13 protein-coding genes are annotated in these 22,708 nt (G+C 73.7%); 9 read left to right on the forward strand and 4 right to left on the reverse strand.

Translation table 11 applies throughout. The features are described from left to right. The first annotated feature begins 24 nt into the window (after positions 1–24). Positions 25–11,958, forward strand: a complete 11,934-nt coding sequence (locus ACWGL3_RS08830; protein WP_452461110.1) for a hypothetical protein — start codon at positions 25–27, stop codon at positions 11,956–11,958. A gap of 213 nt (positions 11,959–12,171) precedes the next feature. After that, positions 12,172–12,831 carry a hypothetical protein gene (locus ACWGL3_RS08835; RefSeq protein ID WP_267944683.1) on the forward strand — a complete coding sequence of 220 codons (660 nt, stop codon included), beginning with the start codon at positions 12,172–12,174 and terminating at the stop codon, positions 12,829–12,831. Positions 12,832–13,051: 220 nt separating this feature from the next. On the opposite strand, the gene ACWGL3_RS08840 is transcribed toward ACWGL3_RS08835, so the two are convergent. Further along, positions 13,052–13,285 (reverse strand): peptidoglycan-binding domain-containing protein, encoded by a 234-nt coding sequence (locus ACWGL3_RS08840; protein ID WP_267944682.1) that lies wholly within the window; start codon positions 13,283–13,285, stop codon positions 13,052–13,054. 815 nt (positions 13,286–14,100) lie between these two features. Here ACWGL3_RS08840 and ACWGL3_RS08845 point away from each other — a divergent pair. The 5 genes from ACWGL3_RS08845 (at position 14,101) to ACWGL3_RS08865 (ending at position 17,714) form a co-directional block, all read left to right on the forward strand. Beyond that, positions 14,101–14,739 (forward strand): hypothetical protein, encoded by a 639-nt coding sequence (locus ACWGL3_RS08845; RefSeq protein ID WP_330161216.1) that lies wholly within the window; start codon positions 14,101–14,103, stop codon positions 14,737–14,739. Between the two features lies 1 nt (position 14,740). Then, positions 14,741–15,181 (forward strand): phage holin family protein, encoded by a 441-nt coding sequence (locus ACWGL3_RS08850; protein ID WP_267944680.1) that lies wholly within the window; start codon positions 14,741–14,743, stop codon positions 15,179–15,181. Further along, positions 15,157–15,744, forward strand: coding sequence for a DUF3618 domain-containing protein (locus ACWGL3_RS08855; protein WP_267944679.1), 588 nt, complete (start codon positions 15,157–15,159; stop codon positions 15,742–15,744). Before ACWGL3_RS08850 ends, ACWGL3_RS08855 begins: the two co-directional genes overlap by 25 nt. 108 nt (positions 15,745–15,852) lie before the next feature. Further along, a complete protein-coding gene (locus tag ACWGL3_RS08860) occupies positions 15,853–16,848 on the forward strand; it encodes a YihY/virulence factor BrkB family protein (RefSeq protein ID WP_431061424.1) in 996 nt (331 codons plus the stop codon). Between the two features lie 278 nt (positions 16,849–17,126). Further along, positions 17,127–17,714 (forward strand): histidine phosphatase family protein, encoded by a 588-nt coding sequence (locus tag ACWGL3_RS08865; RefSeq protein WP_267944678.1) that lies wholly within the window; start codon positions 17,127–17,129, stop codon positions 17,712–17,714. A 63-nt stretch (positions 17,715–17,777) separates the two neighbouring features. Here ACWGL3_RS08865 and ACWGL3_RS08870 read toward each other — a convergent pair whose 3' ends face one another. From ACWGL3_RS08870 to ACWGL3_RS08880, 3 genes are all read right to left on the reverse strand, one after another. Continuing rightward, the gene (locus ACWGL3_RS08870; protein ID WP_267944677.1) at positions 17,778–18,650 is read right to left on the reverse strand and encodes a phosphotransferase enzyme family protein; all 873 of its coding nucleotides are present in this window, start codon (positions 18,648–18,650) and stop codon (positions 17,778–17,780) included. A gap of 155 nt (positions 18,651–18,805) precedes the next feature. Then, positions 18,806–20,440 (reverse strand): pyruvate, phosphate dikinase, encoded by a 1,635-nt coding sequence (locus ACWGL3_RS08875; protein ID WP_452461111.1) that lies wholly within the window; start codon positions 20,438–20,440, stop codon positions 18,806–18,808. After that, entirely contained in the window at positions 20,437–21,057 is a 621-nt protein-coding gene (locus ACWGL3_RS08880) for a transcriptional regulator (RefSeq protein WP_267944675.1), read from the reverse strand. The genes ACWGL3_RS08875 and ACWGL3_RS08880 overlap by 4 nt, the downstream gene beginning before the upstream one ends. Positions 21,058–21,494: 437 nt before the next feature. On the opposite strand from ACWGL3_RS08880, the gene ACWGL3_RS08885 reads away from it, so the two are divergent. Both ACWGL3_RS08885 and ACWGL3_RS08890 read left to right on the forward strand, forming a co-directional pair. Beyond that, positions 21,495–21,935, forward strand: coding sequence for a VOC family protein (locus tag ACWGL3_RS08885; protein ID WP_267944674.1), 441 nt, complete (start codon positions 21,495–21,497; stop codon positions 21,933–21,935). Positions 21,936–22,255: 320 nt separating this feature from the next. Beyond that, positions 22,256–22,651: a Fur family transcriptional regulator gene (locus ACWGL3_RS08890; RefSeq protein WP_267944673.1), complete on the forward strand. Its 396-nt coding sequence runs from the start codon at positions 22,256–22,258 to the stop codon at positions 22,649–22,651. The last annotated feature ends 57 nt before the right edge of the window (positions 22,652–22,708 follow it).

Raw genomic sequence — 22,708 nt, forward strand, 5'->3', positions numbered from 1 at the left:
ATCCTGACCTGGCTGCTCATCACCGTGCCCGGCCACCAGATCATCAGCCAGATCTTCGCGAGCATGGACAGCATCATCCAGCGCATCCAGATCGGCAGGGGGACCCGCCACCACCGCGACAGCGCCCTGACCGCGAGCGCCCACAAGGGCGCCGCGATCGAGGGCGTGCTCTCCGCGGTCTTCTCCGCGGGCATGGACGGGCTGTTCAGCAAACACCTGTCCGACCTGTTCAGCAAAGGCCTCACCGACCTCAAACTCCTGCCCGACCCGCCCCCGCTGATCAAAACCGGCCCCGACGGGCCGCCCCCGCCCGGACCCCCCACCGGCCCGCCGCTGCGCGAGACCCCCGACGGGCCCCCGCCCGGACCGCCCACCGGTCCCCCCGACGGGCCGCCTTCGGGGCCGGTCAGGGACGACCCGCCGCCCCTCAACCGCGACACCGACACCCCGCCACCCCCCGGCGGCGGTGGCGGTCCCGACGGACCCCCCACCAGGCCCAAGGACGACCCCCCGGCCGGACCGGTCAAGGACGACCCCCCGGTCAACCCGGACCGGGGGCCGGACTCCCCCGCACCCAAGGACACGGGTCCCACACCCGTGCCCGCGCCCAAAGAGGGACCGCCCCCGCCGCCGTCGTTGAACAAGGACCTGGCCGAGGTGTTCGGCCGCCACAACGACGAGTTCCTCACCCCCTACAACCCCGCCAGCCCCGTCGGCGCCGGCGCCTTCGACAACGCGACCAAGGCCGCCGCAGCACGCCAGGACTTCGCCGACCTCTTCGCCCGCAACTTCGGCGACCACCTGGGCGAGGCGGCCGCCCGCGACCTGGGACGCGACTACGCCACCACCCTGGCCCGCCACTGGAACGACCCCGACCTGGGCCGGCACCTGCGCGACACCATCGGCGACCGCCTGCCCCCGCACATGCGCGACCACCTCGCCGACGTCCCCGTCAACCTGCAAAAACCCCTGGGCGAGTACTTCTCCACCACCGGCGCCTACACCCAACAGGTCGGCGGCAGCATCGGCACCGGAGCCCTGGAGGGCTACCTCGGCGAGGGCCTGGGCAGCCTGGCCGACGGACGCGGCTGGGAGGCCTCGGGCTACTCCGCCACCGCCGGCGCCACCCAAGCCGGCATCCAACAAGGCGCCACCGACGGCGCCCTGCACGGCCTCGACCTGTTCAGCGACAAAGACAGACCAAACATCACCAACCCGCCGCCCACGGAAACCGACAGCACCGCCAACCGCAACGGCAACCCCACCGGCCCCGAGATCCCCGGCCCGTGGGAGGGCGGCGGCGAGGACCCCGGCCGGGGCGGCGACCACGTCCCCGGCCCCGACCGCGACCGCGGCGGCGAGGGACCCCCGCGGGAGGACAACCGCGACAACGGCCCCGGCCGGGGGCAGGACGGGCGGCCCGACCGCGACGGTCCCCCGGCCACCGCCTCACACGACACCGGCCGCGACGACTCCTCCGACATCGACGACGTCCCCGACCTGGTCAGCGACACCGACACCGACTCCGACTCCGGTTCGGAGTTCGGCGACGACGGCTCCGAGTTCGGCGACGCCGACGACCACGACCTGAACAACCACGACACCGTCCGCGTCCACCAGGACGAGGACGCCCGCACCCCCTACCCCGACACCGGCAAGGACCCCTTCGCCACCACCGAGGTCAAACACCCCGGCCTGGGCAGCGACCTCTTCCACCCCGGGATGAACGACGGCCCTCTGACCGTCAACTTCCTCAACGCCATCGTCCCCGACAACCCGATGACGGTCCCGCCTCCCGGCACCGAACAGACCACACCCGACACCGGCAACGCCACGAACCCGGCCGACCGCTCCACCCCCGCCCCCGAGCAGCACACCGCCCCTCCCCTCGTGGCCGCGCCGATCGGCCAAGCAGCTCCACCGCCCGCGACCACACCGCAGAGTTCGGCCACCGACAACAACCAGCGCTCCACACCCACCGAGCGCAACAGCGGTGGACGTCCGTCCCAGAACACCGGCGACACCCGCGCCTCGGACCCGTCACAGCAGCGGTCGACCGCCAACGACACTTCCCAGGTCGTCACCGAGGGCGCACCGCCCGCTCCGGAGACCGAGACCACCGGCCAGAACAACCCGGACAACTCGACGGACGAACAGCGGGCGTCCCCCCACACCGCACCCGACACCGCACCTGCCCCCGAACAGCAGACCTCACCGGCCGAGGTCCCGCTGCCCCCGTCTCCCGTCACCGAGAGCGACGGCCTGCACGACACCGACACCACAACCGTGAGCGGACCGCCCCAGGACACGGAGGACACCGGGCGCACTCCCTCCGACCGCGACGGAGAACAGCCCGACCAGCGCGGCGAGGACGCCTCCCGCGACGACGACCGAACCCAGGACAGCGACAAGGAGCGGACCGGAGAGGGCGGGGACCGGACCGGTGAGCAGGGCGGCGACCGCTCCGGTGACGGCGGAGACAGGCGCGACGACCAGGAAGACCACTTCCAGGACCAGAACAACGACGAAACCGACGGCCAGGACGACAGGGACGATAAGAAGGACGGTGAGGAGGGCGGGGACGAGAAGCAGGCGGACGACGAGCCCGCTCCGGAGGAGTCCTCCGCCGACGGCCAGGACGACAAGCAGCAGGACGGGGAGAAGAGCACCGACAGCGCTCCGGCCCCCGACCCCCAGGAGCACCGGGATGCCCCGAACGTCGCGAAGACGGAGAACACCCCCGAGCCCGAGGGCGCCGAGAAGACCCCGACCGAGGACAGCGGCGGGGACGATCCCTCACGCGAGCGCGACACGGATCAGGAGCAGGCCCCCGCGGAGCACGGCGGCACCGATGCCACGGGGACGTCCCGGGACCGGGCTCCGGAGACCGAGCCGGCTCCCGAACCGGACCCCGACTACGCCGGGACGGTGGTCTCGGACCGGAACACGCCCCACGACATCGGATACCTCCTGAACTCGTCTCTGGTGAACGCCAGCATGGTCCACGCCCAGCACCTCGACGCGTTCGTGGACGGCACGCTCGGGAACGACGATGTGACGGCCCCCGACAGCGTGCGCGACGAGGTCCGTGACCGGATCGCCGCCCAGCAGGACAAGAACATGTCCACCTTCTTCACACCCGACGGATACTCCACGGAGGTGAAGGGGGACGACGGCTCCGTCTGGACGGCCCAGGTGAAGCTGACCCTGCCGGAGGGCAACTTCTACCACGCCTCCTCGGAGGCCGCCCCGGGCACGAAGACCCCCCAGGCCAAGATGGCCGCCGAGGTGGGTAACAGCGCCGCCTTCGAGGGCAGCGGCGGACACGGCGGCAACAAGGCCTTGAACCTCGGCTTCACCCTCTCGCCGCTCATGCTCGGCGCAACCGGCGTCGGCGACGTCGGCCCGCGGGCGATCTTCAGCTTCACCAGCTCCACGCGTCAGCGGCAGACCGCGGCCAGCACGACCGTCACCTTCGAGTCCGCCATGGGCTACGAGGCCATGGGCACCCCGGAGGTCTACGCCGCGGACCTGGGGATGGACTTCGTCCTGGAGCGGACCTCACCGCCGACGACGTCCTCCCCGACACCGGACACCGCCTCGAAGGACGGGACGGTGCCGTCGACGGACCGGTCCCCTGAGGCCCGGGGTGCCTCGGGCCGGGAGCGAACGCCCGCACCGCCGAAGGAGGGGAACGCCACCGAAGCGAACCCCCGGGTGCAGCGGCGGACGCACTCGTCCAACGGGCTCGCGCTGATCCTGCCCGGCAAGGTCACCCCGCACAAGGGCCCCGCGACGATCACCCTGTCCGATCCCCTGAGCGGCGGTCCCGTCCGGAAGGACGGCACTCCCTCCGCCAGGACCCCCCACGCGAACGTGGCCAACGGCCAGCCCATCAGCCTGGGGGGCTTCCGGGAACGGACGGGGAAGAACGGGGAGGAGACCCAGGACGTCCCTTCCCTGGCCGGCTGGGTGGCCGACAAGGTGGCGCCCCCCGATTCCGGCCCGGGGCGGTTCAAGCGTGCCGCCCGCCACCTGCTTCCCCCCGTCAGCAAGGAACGACGGCAACAGCTCCTGGAGCACGTCCAGAACCAGACGAAGAAGAAGTTCTCCGACGAAGTGATGCTGGAGGTGCTGCCCAAGTCGACGCGGAAAGCACACGCCATCACCCTGACCACCCCCGATGGCGAACAACGTCGCGTGACGATCAGGTCGATCCCGATCTCCTACGTCGCCAAGCCGTCGAGCCTCCCCGAGGGCGGACAGAACCGCTCCGCCAAATCCGAGCACGAGGCCTCCTCCTCGTTGCAGAAGCACAAGATCACGGGTGGGACCGGGGGAGGGGGCGTCGGCCTCGACGTCGGCTTTCCCGGGACGAACCACGGCGTCCGGTTCGACATCGTGTCCGGCGAGGGAGGCCAGCGGCACCGCTCGACGCAGGAGAGCGGAACCGGTAACTCCGGCTCGGTCAAGCGCACCTCCACGGACAGGGCCGGTTCGGGCGTCTACGAGGTCACGCGCAACTACTACGTGCACTTCCAGGGGGATCCGGAGCCGCACAGGCTCACGGGCACCAGTCTGGAGATCCTCACCGACGCGGACGCGTGGACCATCAGCGGCCAGACGCCCCCGGACCCCGCGGGCGAGGGGGACGCCGACGGTCAGGAAAGGACCACCGACGACCACGGCGCGGAGACCGACGCCTCCCGGGACCGGAGCACCCCCGAGACCCCTGAGACGGCCCCCGGCCCGAACACCCGGACCGACGGCACCGGAGCCGATCCGACGGGCACGCCGGCCCCGGACGCACAGGACTCCCGGCGCGAGCGGACGGGAGAGGACCGCACCGCACTCCCGCGCGAGATCGTGCCGAAGGACTTCACCTGGCCCGAAAGCGACCTCTACCACGGCCAGGGCAAAGCCCCGCAGCGCACGGTCTACGACCAGATCCTGCACCAGGTGCTGACCGGCATCGCCAAGCACCGGCCCGGCCTGGTCATGCCCGGCATCACCAGCGACTCCAAGAACTTCAACCGTCCGCCGGGGGAGGGATCGCGCAGCTTCGCGGAGGTGCTGCGCAGCCAGAGGCTGCTCAGCCGCGACCTGAGGACCGCCGAATCCAACACCGCCAAGATCGAGAAGGCGATCTCCGACGCCGGGTTCCTCGGCGGGCTCGACTCCTTGAGGGACAACGGGATCTCCGTCACCCTGACCGAGACCGCGAGAACCGGCGCCTCCTCGGGCAAGTCGACGGGCACCTACCTTCTGCACGCCCCGACCATCACCCTGCGTATCCGAGCCGACTTCTCGGACGTGTGTCACAGCGGAGGCGGGAAGGACGGCCAGAACGGCAAGGGCGGCGAGAAGAGCAAGGACGACAAGGACGACCAGGAGAGCAAGAACGGCAAGAAGGAGCTCTCCTTCAAGTACGGTGGCGCCTCCTCCTACAGCAGCGGTACCGGCACCCAGGATCGCAGCACGGCGAAGGGCACGTCCGGCGCCTACGCCCGCGAGACCGGAGCGGCGGACGCGAACGGGTACGCGCCCCGGTCGGGTAGGGCCTCGGCCTCCACCACGTTGAGCAAGACGAAGTCGGGCTCACAGAACCTGAGCACCAAGGTCCAGAGCGAGCACGGTGTCAGCTATCCCGAGGACACCGTCGACACCTGGACCGCGACGGCGATGATCTCGGCCCGGCTGTACGAGCACGACGACATCGGCATGGCCAAGCCCGACGCGAAGACCAAACCGGTGTCCGAACGCGGGATCGCGCTGTTCGACCCCGTCGAGACGCTCTTCACCGGGGAAACCCCCAAGACCGGCTCCGACGCAGCCCGGGCCGAGCAGGCCCGGACCGACCAGCAGCAGGACAACCCCCAGGACCGGACCACGGCGGATCCGGAGGCCTCCGGCGAACGGCCGGAGCGGTCCGACCGGCGGCGGGACCGGTTCCTGAGGCCGTTCCGCACGAAGGCGAGCGACACCGCGGACGACGGAGGCCGTCCTGCGGACACCCCTTCCCAAGGCGGCACACCGCAGGGGGACCAGGGCGGGACCGGGGCGGGCCGGAGCCGGGAGCCCGGCAGCCCCGAGGTCGTCGTGATCACCCCGATGCCGTCGGAGGATGCCGAGAACATGCTCCGGGGCTTCACGACGGCGGCCCCCGGAAACGTCCAGCAGCGCCCGGGAGGACTGGTGCGCGCGACGAAGCGGTTCGCGAACCGCTTCCACACCGAGTCGGACGGCACCGACCGGGGCCGGGCCCCCACCGACCGGACCGACGCCGACCGGCGAACGACCCCGCAGCCGGACACGACCGCTCAGACCGACGGCACCGGTCAGGACAGCGCCAGCCAGGACGGCACCGACACCACCGACCAGCGGACGAAGGAGCAGCGGCAGGCGGACACCGTCCTGGACACAGGGGCCACGTTCGAATACGCCGCCACCACGTTCACGACCGAGGACGGTCAGGTCAACAGCCTGGTCGAGGCGTTCTACGGGAACTTCCCCAACCGCGCTCCCTGGGACACGAACGGGCCCGGCAAGCAGTCGGACTTCCAGCGGTTCAAGAGCTATCTGGAAGAGCTGAGCCTCGAACGCAACCTGAAGAAGCTGCGCTCCTACCTGACCAGGTCCGAGGGCAACAGGCAGTACATGGAGCACGTCCTCTCCGAGGACAACGTCCGCAACAACCCGCAGACGTACAGCTCCACCGGCCTGCGGGCGAACACCGACATGACCGGTGACCTGCGTTCCGGCCACAACGCGCGCATCACGTCGGCGACCAGGTACGAGCTCGGGGCGATCACCCGCCTCGAACAGTCCGACGCCGCGCTGAGCTGGGAGGACAAGACCAGCCACGAGGTGTCCACGAACACCTCGACGAAGAAGGACCTGACCGTCCAGGGGGCGGGCGGAGGCCGGTACAACCCCAACCCGGCGGAGCCGACCGCCGGCGGCGCCCGGCACTCCGAGGCGCCCGACTCCGCCTCCGACCCGCAGGTCCACCTCGGCCCCGCGCTGGGCAAGAGCATCTACGACTGGACCGTCAGCGACAAGCCCTCGCAGAAGTTCTCGGAGACGATCGGGTTCAGTCCCGGGATCAACAAGTCGTACAAGTTCCACGCCTCGGGTCTCATCAAGCAGGCCGTCGAGTTCTCCAGGAACCTGCGCCACGGACCTCCCGTCCCCCACTCCCCGCGCTATCGCGGCTGGCAGGCCCACCTCCACGACCTCACCCGGGGGCTGCTCCACGTCCGCGACGCCCAGCAGTCGGGCCTGGTGGAGGACAGGGTCGTGGAGGAGGCCGACGGTACCCTGTCGACGGCCCCCCAGCCCGAGCCGGAGCGCCCCGGGCAGGCGCGGGTGCGTCCGGGCGCGGAGGACTCCGGGAAGTTCATGAGGCCCCCCTCCGCGGACGAGGCCCTCAAGGACCTCGCCGACGAGCTCGCCGCGTCGGGCTGGGAACTGACCGGGAAATCCCAGTCCGACATCCTGGACGCGCTGACCTCGTACCGGGGCCTGCGCCCCAATTCCGGGCCCCCGCTCGCGGTGCGGATCAAGCCCGTCGGCCACTCGGTCTTCAAGGGCAACACCACGTCGACCACACCGGTCTCCTTCGACGCCGTCGTGAACCTGAAGCTGGACACGAGCAACACACAGGTCGACTACATCGGCGGCAAGACCCTCTTCAAACAGCAGCAGACCCTGGAGACCGGCAACAAGGGGCAGCAGGAGCGCTCCGGCAGTGCCGGCGCGGGTGTCCAGGAGGCGGTCATGCCGCCGCTGCCCCATAGCGAAGGCGGCCAGCCGTCGAGCGGGGAACCGGGGCCGGCGAGCCGCCCGACGATGATGGGCGTGTTCAGCGACCAGTCCGGGGCCAGGGCCCACAGCGAGGGCGTCGCCGTCAAGGACTCGGGCAAGCGGACCGTGCAGGTGTCGATGGACATCCCCTACGCCAAGACGTCCATGGACAGCCGGCTCACCATCGACCTGGAGATCCCCGAGAAGCAGGGCTTCTCCAACACCCTGGCCTGGGAGGGGCTGGAGAAGGACGAACGGCGCAGCTTCCGGGGCGAGGGCGACTCGGGCACGGTCAAGGCCCTCTACCCGGCCTTCTCCATCGACCTGCCCCGCGCGGGGGACGGGGCGGACGGCTCCACGGACACCTCCGGCGACGACCGCCCAGCCCCACCCGGCGACCGGGCCCCGCTCGACCGGGACACGGCCGCCGACCCCCTGAGCACCCAGGACGGCAGCGGTACCGACCGCACCGGCGCCGCTCCGGATGACCCGCCCCGGAGCGCCCCCGACGACACCGCGACCACCCGCACCGAAGGCCGGAGCACCCACCGCCCCCCGACTCCACCGGCCCCGGAGAACCCCTCCTCGGACACCCACGCGTCCCTCGAGCAGATGATGCGGGACTGGATGTCGAGCAGGAGTCCGGTCGGAGGCCGCGACATCCGGGACGCCGTGGTCATGCCCACCGCCATCGTCCTCGACGGCCAGGACCCCCGCGACATCGCCCATGTCGTGGTGGCCAAGTCGCTCGGCTGGACGCCGTCGCCCGACGCCGTCGTCGACGGGCGCTACACCCCCGGGGCCGTCAAGGAGGCCCGCGCACTCGTCGCGGACAAGATCGGGCTGAACGTCCGCAACGACGCCATCGACCACAGCCTCAACCTGCTCTCCCTCAAGTCGCTCTTCCTCCAGGCCCTCGAACCCGGTGGCGTCGAGATGATCCAGATGGGCCGGACGCGGCTGGCCGTCCAAGCCCTGCCCGACCTGAGGTCCGGGAAGATCATCGACTACAACCCCGACGTGCGCCTGAGCGACTCGTCGGAGTCGGAACAGACGGTCACCTCCTCCCAGAGCACCTCGGACTCCCTGGCCGCGAACCTGGACAACATGCCCGCCGGGCGGGTCGGCGGAACCGACCAGCCGCCCCGGGGCGGACTCTTCGGTTCCGCCGGCGCGGGGGACAGCACGTCCGCGGGCGGCGCCGCCTCCCAGGACACCAAGGCCAAGGACCCCTCCACGACGACCCGCACCCGCACCGGCCCCGGCTATCTCGTGGAGTTCGACACCACGTGGGGCGTGGGCGCCAAAACGGAGCTGCGCGGCGCCTGGTACAAGCGAGCGGCGAAGAGCATCGGCCACAAGAGCGCGGACATGGGCCGGGCAACCGTCGACCGGGCGCGCCGCGGGCTCGGCAAGGAGCCCCGGCACACCTCCTCCCGGGAGAAGCCCGCACGGTGGCAGCGCGGTGAGGTGAACACCAAGGTCCGGACCTGGATCTCCCACGGCGACGCGGTCAAGCTCGGCATCATCGCCCCCGACGGGGTCGACCACCTCAAGCCGCTGATGGACCGGATCGCCAAGACCCAGGAGACCCTGGCCACGGCGGAGAAGAACTACCTCGACGCGCGCGAGCCGCTGGACAAGGCCGCCGCGAAGGTCGTCGACACCCGGAACGCACTGGACGCCGCCCAGGGCGAGGGCTCGGGCCGGGACGGCGCGGCCGACGGGGCGCCCTCCGGTCCGGAGCGGGCCGAGGGGACCGGGCAGACCCGGTCCGACCCCGGTGGGCAGAGGGCCGAGGACGCGCGCAGGGCGCGGGAGGAGTACGACAAGCTCCAAGACGCCCACGACAAGAACCTGGGCGCCTTCAACACGGCGCTGCGGGAGTGGGCCGACGCCCTGCGCGCCCTGCGCCGGGGATTCACCGACACGCCCGCCGTGCGACTGCCGCTCACCGAGAGCACGTCCCCCGACGACGGCGCCGACAAGGGCAAGGCCCCCGAGCGTCCGGCCGACGGCGGTCCCTCCGCCGACCCGACAGGCCGGGGCGACGGCACGGCCGCCGGACAGGACGGTGCGCCGCCCACGAAGGCCGACAGCGGTCAGGCGCTGCGAGACAGGCTGGGCGAGACCTTCGGCATCACCCTCACGGGGACGGGGGAGGACTCCGGAACCGACTCCGGCCGGCCCTTCGACCACGAGTCCGACGACGGGGACGCCCTGGTTCCGGAGAGCTACCGGGTCCAGGTCCACGAGGAGGACGACACCACTCCGCTCCTGCCCCACACCTCCGTCCCGGAGGGCGTCGTCGCCCCCACGGGCGAGCGCGAGAGGGACGGCTCGGAGAACCTGTACGACGCCGGTGACGAGGAGGAGGCGCCGCACGTCCGCTGGTTCGACAGGAACTTCCCGGAGGAGGCGGCGAAGCTCAGCGGGGAAGAGCGCACCCGCCTGGTGCGGTCGCACGGGGAGCGGACGCTGGCGGCGGGCCCGCCCCTTCCCGACGGGGCCCGGTACGAACTGGACCTGGGCGGCCCCCACGACACCGCCTGGCCCGGAGGCCCCGCGGAGCAGCACTCCTTCCGGCCGCCGGAGGCCGATGGCCCGCCCGGGGCCTCCACGGACCCGAGCACGCCGCAGGAGCGGGACCGGCCCGTCGAGGGCCCGGAGCGGCGGCCGGAGCCGACACCGTCCGAGGAGGAGATGGCCGCGGCGGCCCTGGACTCCCTCTCGGAGGCGTCCACGCCGGACTCGGACACACTCAGGGACATGCGGCTGCGGCTGGAGCGGCTGCGCTCGTCGAGCCCGGTCCCTTCCGAGGGCGACCGGCCGTCCCCGGCCGACACCGGCCCGACGGGGGACCACGGCCGGCAGAGCTCCCCCGAGCGGACCGGCCGCGCTTCCGAGGAGCAGCCCGCTCCCCGCCGACCGCAGACCCCTGACCTGCCCGCCCCCTCCACGGACCCGGACCGGAGCGAGTGGGACAACCGGCTCCGGGCCATGCAGGACTGGAGGGCCAACTGGCAGCACAGGGCGCGCACACCGGAGGAGGAGGACCGTCTGCGGCAGGAGTGGAGGGCCCGGTGGTCGCTGCCGACCACGACCAGACCGGGCGGGAGCGGACCCTCCCAGCACGGCACCGAACCGTTCGGCGGCCGTGCGGCGCAGGGTTCCCCCGACCGGGCACAGACCCCCAGCGCTCCTGAGAGCCGGCCCGTCCCCCCGACGGAGACCGCACGGGAGGAACCGCGCTCCCCCGCCCCGACCGGGACGGAACCGGACCTTGACGGCCAAGAGCAGGACCGGGCGACCGCGCCACCGGCCCGGCCGGAACCCGGGGAAAACCCCACCGCTCCGTCCGGGTCCCATTCCGAGGGCCTGGGGGGCGAGGGTTCCCCCGCCCCGTCCCGGGAGCAGACGGTCGTCCCCCCGCAGGAGGCGACTCCGCCCCCGGCCGAACAGGCACCCCTGATCTCCGGCCCGGCGGCCGACCTGTTCGCGTTCTTCGACCAGGAGCTGAACGGCACCGTGGACCACGGGGACGGCAACTCCGCGCAGGACACCACGCGCACACCCTCCGGCGAGGAGACGACCGCGGAGCCCGCCCCTGTCATCGACGACGACGGGGGCCCGAAGGCGGCGGACCCCGAGACGGCCCCTGCGGAGTCCGAGTCCGTCCCGGCACGGCAACAGCGCGAGAACGAGAACCAGGACGCGTCGGAGAACAAGGACGGCAACGAGGAGAACCGCGAGGAGGACGCCCCCCGGGACAGGAACGAACCCGAGGACGACGGCAAGGACGGAGGCCGGGACGAGGACGGGCCGGGCAGCAGCGGCGACCGCTCCGGCGGCGTCCGGGGCGGCGACAGGGGAAGCGGCGGCGACCGCTCCCACGGCGACGGCGACAGGTCCGACGACAGGGGCGACTCCGGCGCCGGGCACGACCTTGAAGACGAGGGCGGAAGTTCGAACGGGGACGGCGGCCGCTCCACGCGCGCAGACGGCAGGGGCGGCCGCGACACCCGCGACGGCCGGGACCCTGGCCGGCGAGACGCGGACACCGACCCGGCTCCGGACCTGGACTCGAACCCGGACTCGGACGACAGACACGACGGCATGTCCCTGTACGGCCATCCCGACACACCGGCATAGGACCGGACCTTCGTCAACGGCGCCGAGGACGGCCCCACCCCGGCCTGGTCGCCCGCCACCGGCGAACAGCGCCCCGCCCCCTGGCTCTGGGAAGCGCGCGACGGGATTCCCCCGGAGCACGCCCTGCCCCCGGGCCCGCTCCGGCCGGCGGCTCTTGGAGCGGCCCGCCGGGGGGAAGGACCTACAGTGTCCCCGACCCCCCGGACGGTCCCCGTGCGCGCTCGCCCCCTCCCCACCTGGCTCATCGGAGCCCTCGACCTCCTCGTCGCCGCGGCGATCCCCTTCCTCGTCCTGGGCGCGCTCTGCGCGAGCGCGTGGCTGGACGCCCACGGCCGGGGCTGGCCGGGCGACCTCCTGGCCCTCGTACTCGGTCTCGCGGGGTTCTGCGGCGGGTTCTTCTCGCTGATGCTCTACATGCGCTTCGACTGGATGCCGGAGTTCTTCTTCGCGGGCGCGGTCAGCTTCCTGCTGCTCGGGAGCGCCTCCGCGATCGCGGACCGGATCACCGAGGAGACCCTGCTCGACCGGGGGGTCGAGGTGACCTGCGCACTGCTCGCCGTGGAGTCCCGCACGATCACGACCACCACACACCACGCGGACGGCACCACCTCGACCAGCACCCGCACCGTGTACGACCACACCCTGGACTGCCCGCCGGGCGGACCCGCGGAGATGACCCTGGGGCACAGCGCGGGGCCGGAGGGGGAGCCGGCGGAGATCACCTACGACCCGCGCGGCCGCCTCGACCCCCTGCCCTCGGACTCCCTCCAGGCCGGACCCCCGTCCCCGCTGCCCTGGTGGCTCCTGTCGGCCGCCGCGGCCCTGCGGGTCGGCCACGTGGCGGTCTTCCTCGCCGTGTACCGCCGCTACTGACCGGGCCCGCCCGGGGGCGGGGCCGCGGGAGCCGGAGCGGTTCCGCGCGCGGACACGCGGGAGGCGCCCCCGTCCGCCCAGGACGGACGGGGACGCCCGTGGGTGGAAGCCGCCGCACCGCTCCCCGGTGGCCTCGACACAGGGGAGGGGCGGCGGCTTCCGTGGGACGGGGGCCGGACGTCCTGCCGACCCCCGCCCCGGTCTGCGGGGCCGGTGCGCCCTACCGGGGCACCCTCCTCACGAACGCGGTCAGGATCTGCTTGGCCGCGGCGCCGGTGATCGAGTTCCCGGAGGTCGCGTTGGACCCCTCGCTCCTCCTGCAGTCGAGGACCGCGTCGGCGGTCCTGGCGCCGTAGACGCCGTCGATGGCGCCGGGAGGGAACCCGGCGAAGGTGAGCAGTTCCTGGAGGTACTTCACGCGCTCACCGGTGTCGTTCAGCTTGAGTCCGACCATGTCGCTCTCCGTCTGTGCGTGCGGGCCCGTGGAGCCCCGCGGTGTGGTGTCGTCGCCGCCGTCCGCGGTCCGGTCGCGGCCGGCGCCCGCGGGCAGGAGGCGGGTCGTGTGCGGCCGAGCCCCGTCGCGGGAGTGCCGGCCCGCGGCGGGCCGTGCGGGGCGCCCGTCCTCCCGGCGCAGGGAGGCGGGGGACCTGCCGGGGCGGTGCCGTGGCCGCTTCCGGGGGCACACGGTCCCGGAACCGTTCGGGGCGCCGTCGGGCTGCGCGGGCGGACCGTGGCGCGGTTCGGGTCGGAGCGGCCGTGTCCGACTCGTCACACGGTGCCTCCGACCGCGCGCGAGTCCGTGGGCCATGGGGGCCTCCAAGGGAGGGAGAGGGGTGAGGGCCACCTCACGTCGGGGCCGGTGACCTGGTGTGTTACTACCCAGCGCGGCGAAACGGCGCACAAGCGGGCCACCCGGTGGGGCGCACCGGGTGGCCCGGTGCCGGTCGGGCCGACGCCCGCGGGGCGCCGGTCGGGCGCCCGGCGGAAGCCCCCCGCGCCCGGGGCCGGGCCCGCGGGGCCCTCCACGGTCTCCGGCAGGGGATCGCCGGCCGGGGGAGCGCGCCCCCGGACCGTTCTTCCGGGACCCCGCTCCCGGCGGGCCGGGTCTGCTCGGGGTCGGCGCCCCGCCACCGGCCCGCATCCCCGCGGGAAAGAACACGGCAAGGAACGTCCAGGAATGCACACTCGCGGCCTTCCGGTGCGTACCGGCACGAGCGCGGGGTACGCGCGTCCCAACGCATGACCAGCCGATCCGAGGAGGTTGTGGTGATGCACCCGCAGGATGGGTCCGGCGGGCCCGACAGCGGTGGCGGCCAGAAGGCCGACACCGCTCGCGCGGCGGCGGGCGAGGTCGCGTCCACCGCGAAGGAGCAGGCGCGTTCCCTCGCCGGAGAGGCCCGCTCGGAGACGGGGCACGTCGTCGGCGACGTGCAGGACCGCCTCCGGGAGGAGGCCGACAACCAGACCCGGAAGGCCTCGGGCAACCTGCGGCAGTGGTCGCAGGAGCTGGGGTCCATGGCCGAGCACGGGGACGACGGGTCGCCCGTGGGGGACGTGGTCCGACAGGTCGCCGACGGCGGCCGCGGGGCCGCGGACTTCCTGGACGAGCGGGGAGTCGACGGCCTGCTGGACGAGGCCCGTGACTTCGCCCGGCGAAGGCCGGTGGCGTTCCTCGTGGGGGCCGCGGTGGCCGGGTTCGCGCTCGGTCGCGTCCTCAAGGTGTCCTCCTCGGTCTCCGACCAGGGGGGATCCGGCGGAGGCGACGCCTCCGGGCGGGGGACGCCCGCGGTCGAAGGGCGCGGGGGGACCTCACTGCCGCGGCAGGGGGACCCGGTGGCGGGCGAGGCGGTCCCGCCGGCCGCGGCCTCGGAGGGGCCGGGCCGGGACCGGGGAAGCGGGGGAGGCTGACATGGCGACGGTTCCCAGGCCCTCACCGAGCACACGGGACCGGATCCGGCCGGATCCGGTCCAGGACGACAGGTCCATGGCCGAACTCGTCGGCGAGGTGACCACCGACCTCCAGACGCTGTTCCGCCAGGAGCTCGCCCTGGCCAAGGCCGAACTCCGCGAGGAGGCCGTTAAGGCGGGCAAGGCCGCCGGGCTCTTGAGCGGGGCGGGCTTCGCGGGCTACATGACGGTGGTGCTGCTCAGCCTCGCGGCCGTGTTCGGCCTCGCCGAACTCATCGGCCTGGGCTGGTCGGCCCTGGTGGTGGCGGTGCTGTGGGCGATCGCGGGCGCGGTCATGTTCTTCATGGGGCGCAGCCGTATGCGCGAGGTCTCCCCCAGGCCCGACCGCACCATCGAGACGTTGAAGGAGGATGCCCGATGGGCGAAACATCCGACCGGATAAGGCAGGACATCGAACGGACGCGCGCGGAGCTGACCGAGGACACGGACCGTCTGGTGAGCCGCGCCAACCCGAAGAACGTGATCGACCGGCGCACCCACCGGATGCGCCGCAGGGCCCACGACATGAAGGAGCGCGTCATGGGGTCGATGCCGTCCCCGGGATCCGGCGGGGACTCCGCCGGGGGCTCGATCCGGCAGAACGCCGACCAGATGGCCGGCGCGGTCAGGTCGGCTCCCCAACAGGCCCTCCAGCAGACCCAGGGCAACCCGCTCGCCGCGGGCCTGATCGCCTTCGGCGCCGGACTGCTGGCCGCCTCCCTCCTCTCCGAGAGCAGGGCGGAGCGGCAGGCGGCCCAGCAGGTCCAGGACCGTGCGGGCGGGATGATCGAGCCGGTCCAACGGGCCGTCTCCGAGTCCGTGGACCGGGTCAGGGAACAGGCCACCGAGTCGGCCCGCGGCGCCGGGGAGCACCTGAAGGAGAGCGCCTCGGAGAAGGCGCACGCCACCGGTGAGCAGGCCCAGCACGAGGCCAAGAGCGCCTCGGAGGAGATCCGCGGTTCCTAGACCGCGGGCCGTGTCCTCGCCGCGCTCCCACCCGGCCGGCCTCGGTGGCGGGCCGGGAGGGCACGGCCTCGGCTCCGGCGGACCCGCGGGAGAGGAAGGAAGTGGCCGATGGCCCGTCAGCGCGACGAGAAACCCGGCGGCGGACACCCTTCGGCGGGAGAGGCCTCGGCGCCGACCCGCATGTCGAAGTCCTCGTGGTGGGGCTCCCTGCGAAGGACGTTCCGCGAGTTCAGCGCGGACAACGTGACCGACCTGGCCGCCGGGCTGACCTACTACGCGATCCTGTCGCTCTTCCCGGCACTGCTGGTGCTGGTGTCCCTGCTCGGCCTCGCGGGGCCGGGAGCCACGCGGACGCTGACCGAGAACGCCTCGGCCGTCCTGCCCCAGGACGTCTCCGGCCTGGTGACGACCGCCATCGAGAACCTCCAGGGCAGCGCCGGCGTCGCCGGGCTGGTCGGCGTCATCAGCCTGGCCGTCGCCCTGTGGTCGGCCTCGGGCTACATCGCCGCCTTCATGCGGGCGTCCAACATCGTCTACGACGTCCCGGAGGGGCGACCCGTCTGGAAGACGCTGCCCATCCGCGTCGGCGTCACCCTGCTGCTCGTGGTCCTGATGACCCTCACCGTGCTGGCCGTCGCGGCCTCGGGCGGGATCGCCGAGCGGATCGGACAGCTGCTCGGACTGGGACCCACGGCGGTGACGGTCTGGGGCATCGCGAAGTGGCCGGTGCTGCTGGTCGTCGTGGCCTTCATGATCGCCCTGCTGTACTGGGCCTCGCCCAACGCCAGGCGCGGCTTCCGCTGGGTCAGCCCGGGGAGCCTGCTCGCGGTGGTGATCTGGCTCCTCGCCTCGCTGGCGTTCGCCTTCTACGTCGCCAACTTCGCCTCCTACAGCAAGACCTACGGGAGCATGGCGGCCGTGGTGATCTTCCTCGTGTGGCTCTGGATCAGCAACATCGCGATCCTGCTGGGCGAGGAGTTCAACGCCGAGATCGAGCGCGGCCGGGCGGAGGAGGCGGGGCAGCCCCCGGGCGAGGAGCCCTACGTGGAGATGCGCGACCGGCCCAAGGCCGAGGGCGGCAAGCGGTCCGGGCGCCGCGCGTGAGCTCGGCGGGCGCGCGTGTGCGGCCCCGGCCCGGGGGCGGCCCGTCCGCCCGCCTTCCCCGGCCGGAGCCGCAGGTCCGGCTCTTCCGGGCCCCGGGGCGGTTCCTCCCCGGCTTCCGTTCGCCCTCATTCAGATGTTAGTATCATCTGGATATTTTGAGTATGGGAATTTCGGGGTGCCGGAGCTCCGCCCGACCCCGACGCGGCGCCCCGCGCCCCGGGGGCCGCGCGGGGGCCGCCGTACCCCGGACGCGAAACGGTGGGGAGCACGGTTCGACGATGGCGACTCGGCACTTGTACGTGGTGCGGCACGGCGAGGCGGACCCCTTCGGGGAACTGACCGACGCCGGGCGGCGGCAGTCGGAACTGCTCGGGGAGCGCCTGGCCCCCCTGCCGGTCGACGCCGTGTGGCACTCGCCCCTCGCCCGCGCGGAGCGCTCCGCCCGGATCATCGGCGGGCGCCTGGGCGGGGCCGCCGTGCGGGAGGCGGCCGAACTGGTCGACCACGTCCCGTACGTGCCGGACGAGCCGCCCCCCGGGTGGGCCGGGTTCTTCGACGGGTACGACGCCGCGGAGGCCGCCTCGGGCAGGGAGCTCGCGGACGCCCTCGTCCGCAGGTTCGCCCGTCCCGCCGACACCGTGACCCACGAGGTCCTGGTCACCCACGCCTACCCGGCGGCCTGGCTGGTGAGGCACGCCCTCGACGCGCCGCCCGCGCGCTGGATCGGGCTGAACTGCGCGAACACGGCGCTCACCGTGATCGAGTACCGCGACGGCGCGGGATCCACGGTGCTGGCGTACAACGACATGGGCCACCTCCCGCCCGAACTGCGCTGGACGGGGTTCGGGCCCGGCGTACGGCCCTGAGGGCACGCCCGCGGACGGGCGGGTCCGGGACCGAGGCGGATCCCGGCGCCGGCGGCCGACCGGCTACGACGAAAGGGGCCGCTCCCGGCCACGGGGGTCCGGCCCGTCGTGGCCCAGTGCCGTCCGGATCCGGCCGAGCCACTCCTCGCCCAGCCTGCGCCCGTCCGGGAACCGGTCCTCCCGGTCCCAGCGCCACGCCGTGACCATCGCCAGCACGAGGATCCGGCACCGGCGCAACAGCTCGTGGTCGACGCCGGGGTAGTGCTCGCCGACCTCTTCGGGCGCATGGGCGAGGTCGAAGACGACGGGTCCGCGGCAGCACGTCTCCAGGTCGACGAACACCGGCCCGCTCCGCGTGGCGAGCACGTTGCCCGGGTGCGGCTCCCCGTGCAGCAGCTGCGCGGCGCCGCCGCGCTCGCCCACCACCCGCCCCAGGCTCCGCAGCGTGTCGCCGAGCAGGTCCCGGTCGGCGTCGGCCAGTGCCGGGGTGCGGTCGCGGTCGGCCACGAGCCGCCGGGCCTCTTCGACCCGGTCCGTGAAGTGCGGAGCCGGGACGTCGAGCCCGCGCATGCCGGCGTGCAGCCGCCCGAGCGCGGCGGCATAGTCGGCCGGCGGGACCTCACGGGGCGCCACGGGCTCGTAGTAGGTCCAGAGCGTGACCACGAAGCCGTCGCGCTCGTGGACACGCGGCTCCACCCGGGGGTCGAGCGCTGCCACGGGGCACCCGGAGCCGACGAGGCGCAGGGAGAGGTCGACCTCGAACTGCGCGACCTGGTCCGCCGCAGGCGCCACCCGGGCCAGCACGTCGCAGGGCAGCAGCCGCAGGGTGAGCTTGTTCGAGTCGTGGAGGACGATCGCGTCGTCCGTCGCCAGGCCGAGTGACGAGGCGACCGACACGGCCGCGGCCATCGCGTGCGAGACCTTCGACGCCTGCATCCCCGCCGGGCCCCTCTCCCTCGAGCGGCGCCGCACCTCTTCGCGCGGTGCGACCAGCGCACCCTACCAAGTTCCCGGCCGGGGGGACGGGGCGGTGCGGCGGCCGGTGCGGACCGCCCCGTGGGCGGCCCTGCCGCCGGACGGCGCGAACGGTCTCAGCCGCGGCGCCGGCCGCGCCCGAGCACGGCACGGGCGGCTTCGAGGCGGTCGGCCTCGTCGCCTCCGGAGCGGTCCCCCGACACGTCGTCGGCCCACGCGAGCAGCCGGTGGAGGTGCTCGTCGGCCGCGGTCACGATGATGCGGGGGCGCCCGAGGGCGACCTCGCCGCCCGTGCCGTCGACGGTGACGACGCTGCCCTCGCCCAGCGTGCGTCCACCGACCTCCATCCAATCGGCTCCCACGGACAGGCCGGCGACCCCTACGACGGCCGGCTTGCCCATCGCGCGCGCGACGACCGCGGCGTGGCTGGCCGGACCCCCGCGCGCGGTGACGACCCCCGCGGCGGCGGCCAGGCCGCGCATGTCGTGCGGGGAGGTCTCCGGACGCACGAGGACCACCGGTCCGTCCGCGGCCATGCGCACCGCCGCCTCGGAGGTGGTGGCCACCCCGCCGACAGCGATCCCGGGACACGCGCCCAGCCCCCGGGCCAGCACGTCGGCCTCCCCGGCCGGGTCCAGCCGTGGCGTGCGCACGTGCCGCAGGTGGTGCGGCGAGACCCTGAGCAGCGCCTCGCGGCGTCCGATCGCGCCCTCGTCCGCGAGTTCGGTGGCCACGCGCACGGCTGCGGCCCCGACGAACCGGCCCGGCCGGACCTGCAGCAGCCACAGTTCGCCGGACTGGAAGGTGAACTCGACGTAGCACGCGTCCCGGTAGTGCTCCTCGATCCGGCCCAGGGCGTCGAGCAGGCCCGCCCACACGGCCGGCTCCCGGTCGGCGAGTTCGCGCAGGGGCCGGGTCGCCGCCCTGCCGGAGACGACGTCATCGCCCTGGCGGCCGCACAGGACCTCGCCGAAGGGGGCGTTCCCACCGGTGTCGGGATCGCGGCTGAACGCGACCCCGCTGCCGCTGCGACCGTCGCGGTTGCCGAACACCATCGCCTGCACGACCACGGCGGTGCCCAGGTTGTGCGGGATGCCGTGCAGGTCGCGGTAGGTGCGTGCGCGCGGGGACTCCCAGGAGGAGAACACGGCCCCCACCGCCAGCTCCAGCTGCGCGGCCGCCTCGTCGGGGACCGGCCGGCCCAGGCGCCGCCCGATACGTTCCTGGAGCTCCGCGATCGCACCGGCGGGGTCGGCCTCCCCGTCGTCGGTGTCCCCCTGCGCGGGGGCTCCGCCGGGGGCGGTGCCGGCGCCGTCCGCGTCCGTGAGCGCGGAGGCGAGGGTGGACAGGAACCGCAGCCGCGAGCCCAGCGCGAACCGGGGGTCGCCCGTCTCGGCGGCCAGCCCGGCGGCGGCCCCGTCCGTGAGGCCGAGGTTGAGGACCGTGTCCATCATGCCGGGCATCGACACACCGGCCCCGGAGCGCACGGACACCGCCAACGGCAGCCGCGGCCCGCCGAAGCGGCGACCCGTGGCGGCTTCGAGGCCGCCCACGGCGGCCGCGAGCTCCCCGTCCAGGCCCTCGGGGAGGCGCCCGTCGCGCAGGAAGGCGCGGCATGCCTGCGTGGTGACGACGAACGCCGGGGGCACCCGCAGGCCGAGGCGGTGCAGGAGCACCAGGCCGTGCGCCTTGGCGCCCAGTGTCCGCGCCGTCCCCCGGGTCCCCGCCGAGAGGGGGCGCACCCACCTCATCGGGGGATCCCCAGGGTGGCGAGCAGGTCCTCGTGGAGCTCGGCCCACACGGTGTGGTAGGACGCGGTGGTGTCGGTCACGTGCTCCAGGGCTCCGGCCCGGGCGCGTTCGAGGGCCCCGGCGAGGCGGGTCCGGTAGCGGCCGAACCGGGGCAGCGCGGCGGCCAGGTCGGCGCAGACGGCGGAGGCCCGCCGGTCCAACCCGGCGAACGCGGCCAGGACGCGGGCGTCGTAGGACGGGTCGCCGTGGTCGTTGACGGTCATGACGCCGTCGACGGACCGCAGCTGCCAGGCCGTGCAGAGGTCGAGCAGTTCGGGGTTGAGCACGAGGAAGTCCTCGTAGGCCGCCGTCACGGCGGTGCGGGCGCCGGCAGCCTCCAGCTCCCAGGTGATCCGCTCGGCGTCCGCCGCGCGGCCGGCCTCCGTCAGGCTCCACCCGCCGAAGTCGCCGGCCGTGCGGGTCACCAGGCCGGCGACCGCCAGGTCGATCAGTTCGGACTCGGCCTCGGATGCGGCCAGGCCCGTGGTCGCGGCCACGCGGGAGGGCCCGGAGTGGCCGCCGCAGCGCAGGGCGTGCAGCACCAGCAGGTCGGCGCCGGTCATCGCGGGGCCGCTCATGTGCGGACCGCCCGGGGCCGTGCGCCGCCGGTCCTCCGGCCGTGTCCCGCGGGCCGCGCCTTCGCCGCGCTCGTGCGGGCGGGCCCCCGCCGCCGTGCCCGATCCTGTCGGACCATCACCACCCCTTCCTCCGTGCCAACGCCATCAGGATACTCATAAAATCTGGATGCTGAGAACATCTCGATGTGGAGGGGGCGGGCCGCGAATCCCGGGCCGGAGCGCCGAACGCGTCGACCGGGCCCTCTGTCCGGACGACCCGGGCCTCGTCGTGCTCACCGCCCCCCGAGGGCAACCGCTTCCGCGTCGTCGGCACCGGCCGCGGCCGACGGGTCCGGTCCCCGCCCCGCTTCACGCGGACACCCTCCGGCGCGGACCGCCCGGGGAAGGGCGCCCCGTCGTGGAGGACGCGCACGGCCCCGCCGCGTTAGTCTCCGGGCATGACCGACATTCCTGCGCGTCTGACCGTGGTGACACTCGGCGCCCGCGACATGCCCGGGCTCCGCCGGTTCTACCGGGCCCTGGGATGGGAGGAGGTGGAGTCCAGCGGTGACGGCTGGTCGGGCTTCCTCCTGGGCGGGGTGCTGCTGTCCCTGTACCCCCTGGAGGACCTGGCCGCCGAGGCGGCGGACGGGGCCCCCGCCCCGGCCGGGTGGTCCGGGTTCACCCTCGCCTGCAACGTGGACGGCCCCGAGCAGGTGGACGAGTCGTTCGCGGCCGCGGTCCGGGCCGGCGCCGCGGTCGTGGCCGAACCGGTGGAGCGCCCCTGGGGAGGGCGGTCCGCCTACGTCGCGGACCCCGAGGGCAACCGCTGGGAGATCGCCTGGGCGCCGGGCGCGGGGTTCGACGACCGGGGGGCGCTGACCTCCTTCGGAGCCTGACACCGGCCCGGGGCGTCCGTCCCGGGCGGTGGGGTCCGTGGGCACGGCCCGGCCCCTGGCATGTTCCGGGAGGCCGCGTACGTCCGCCGGCGGACGCGACCGGGGACGGCCGCCCCCGGGAGACGTCAAGTGCGCCTACGGCGGGGGTTTTGAGGGGGTACGGGCGCGGTCATGGTACGGTTATGAAAATCATTTCCATACAGTCTGTGTCACAGGACCGGAGGACCGTGACGTGACCGGAGCAAGGGAGCTACGGCGCAGGACGCCGGGACCCGCGAGCGTGCCCCCCGCCGCGAGAAGCCCCCGGGCGGTCGGCTGAGATGCCCAGGGTGTCCCAGTACGACGACGTCGTCCTCGGTGCGCTGGACCGGAGCACGCACTTCCGCAGCTGCCAGGAGATCCACGCCGCCCTCGGCGGGAGGCGTTCGAGCGGCCCCGGGCCGCCCAGCCTGTCCACCGTCTACCGCACCCTCCACCGGCTGGCCCAGGAGGGCGTCCTCGACACCCTCCACTCAACCGGCGGAGAGCGCCTCTACCGTCTGTGCAGGACCTCCTTCCGCCACCACCACCTGCTGTGCCGCGTCTGCGGCCGGGTGGAGGACGTCGCGCAGGCGGACGAACTGGCGGCGGTCGCCGACCGCGTGCGGCGCGACAGCGGGTTCGAGTCCCTGGACTACTCCTTCGAGCTCTCGGGCGTGTGCCCGCGCTGCGCCTAGCACCGCAGCGACAGGTCGCGCTGTCATGAACTCGCGTACTGCGTCCGTTCCGCAGCC

The organism is Nocardiopsis sp. NPDC055824 (assembly GCF_053616335.1).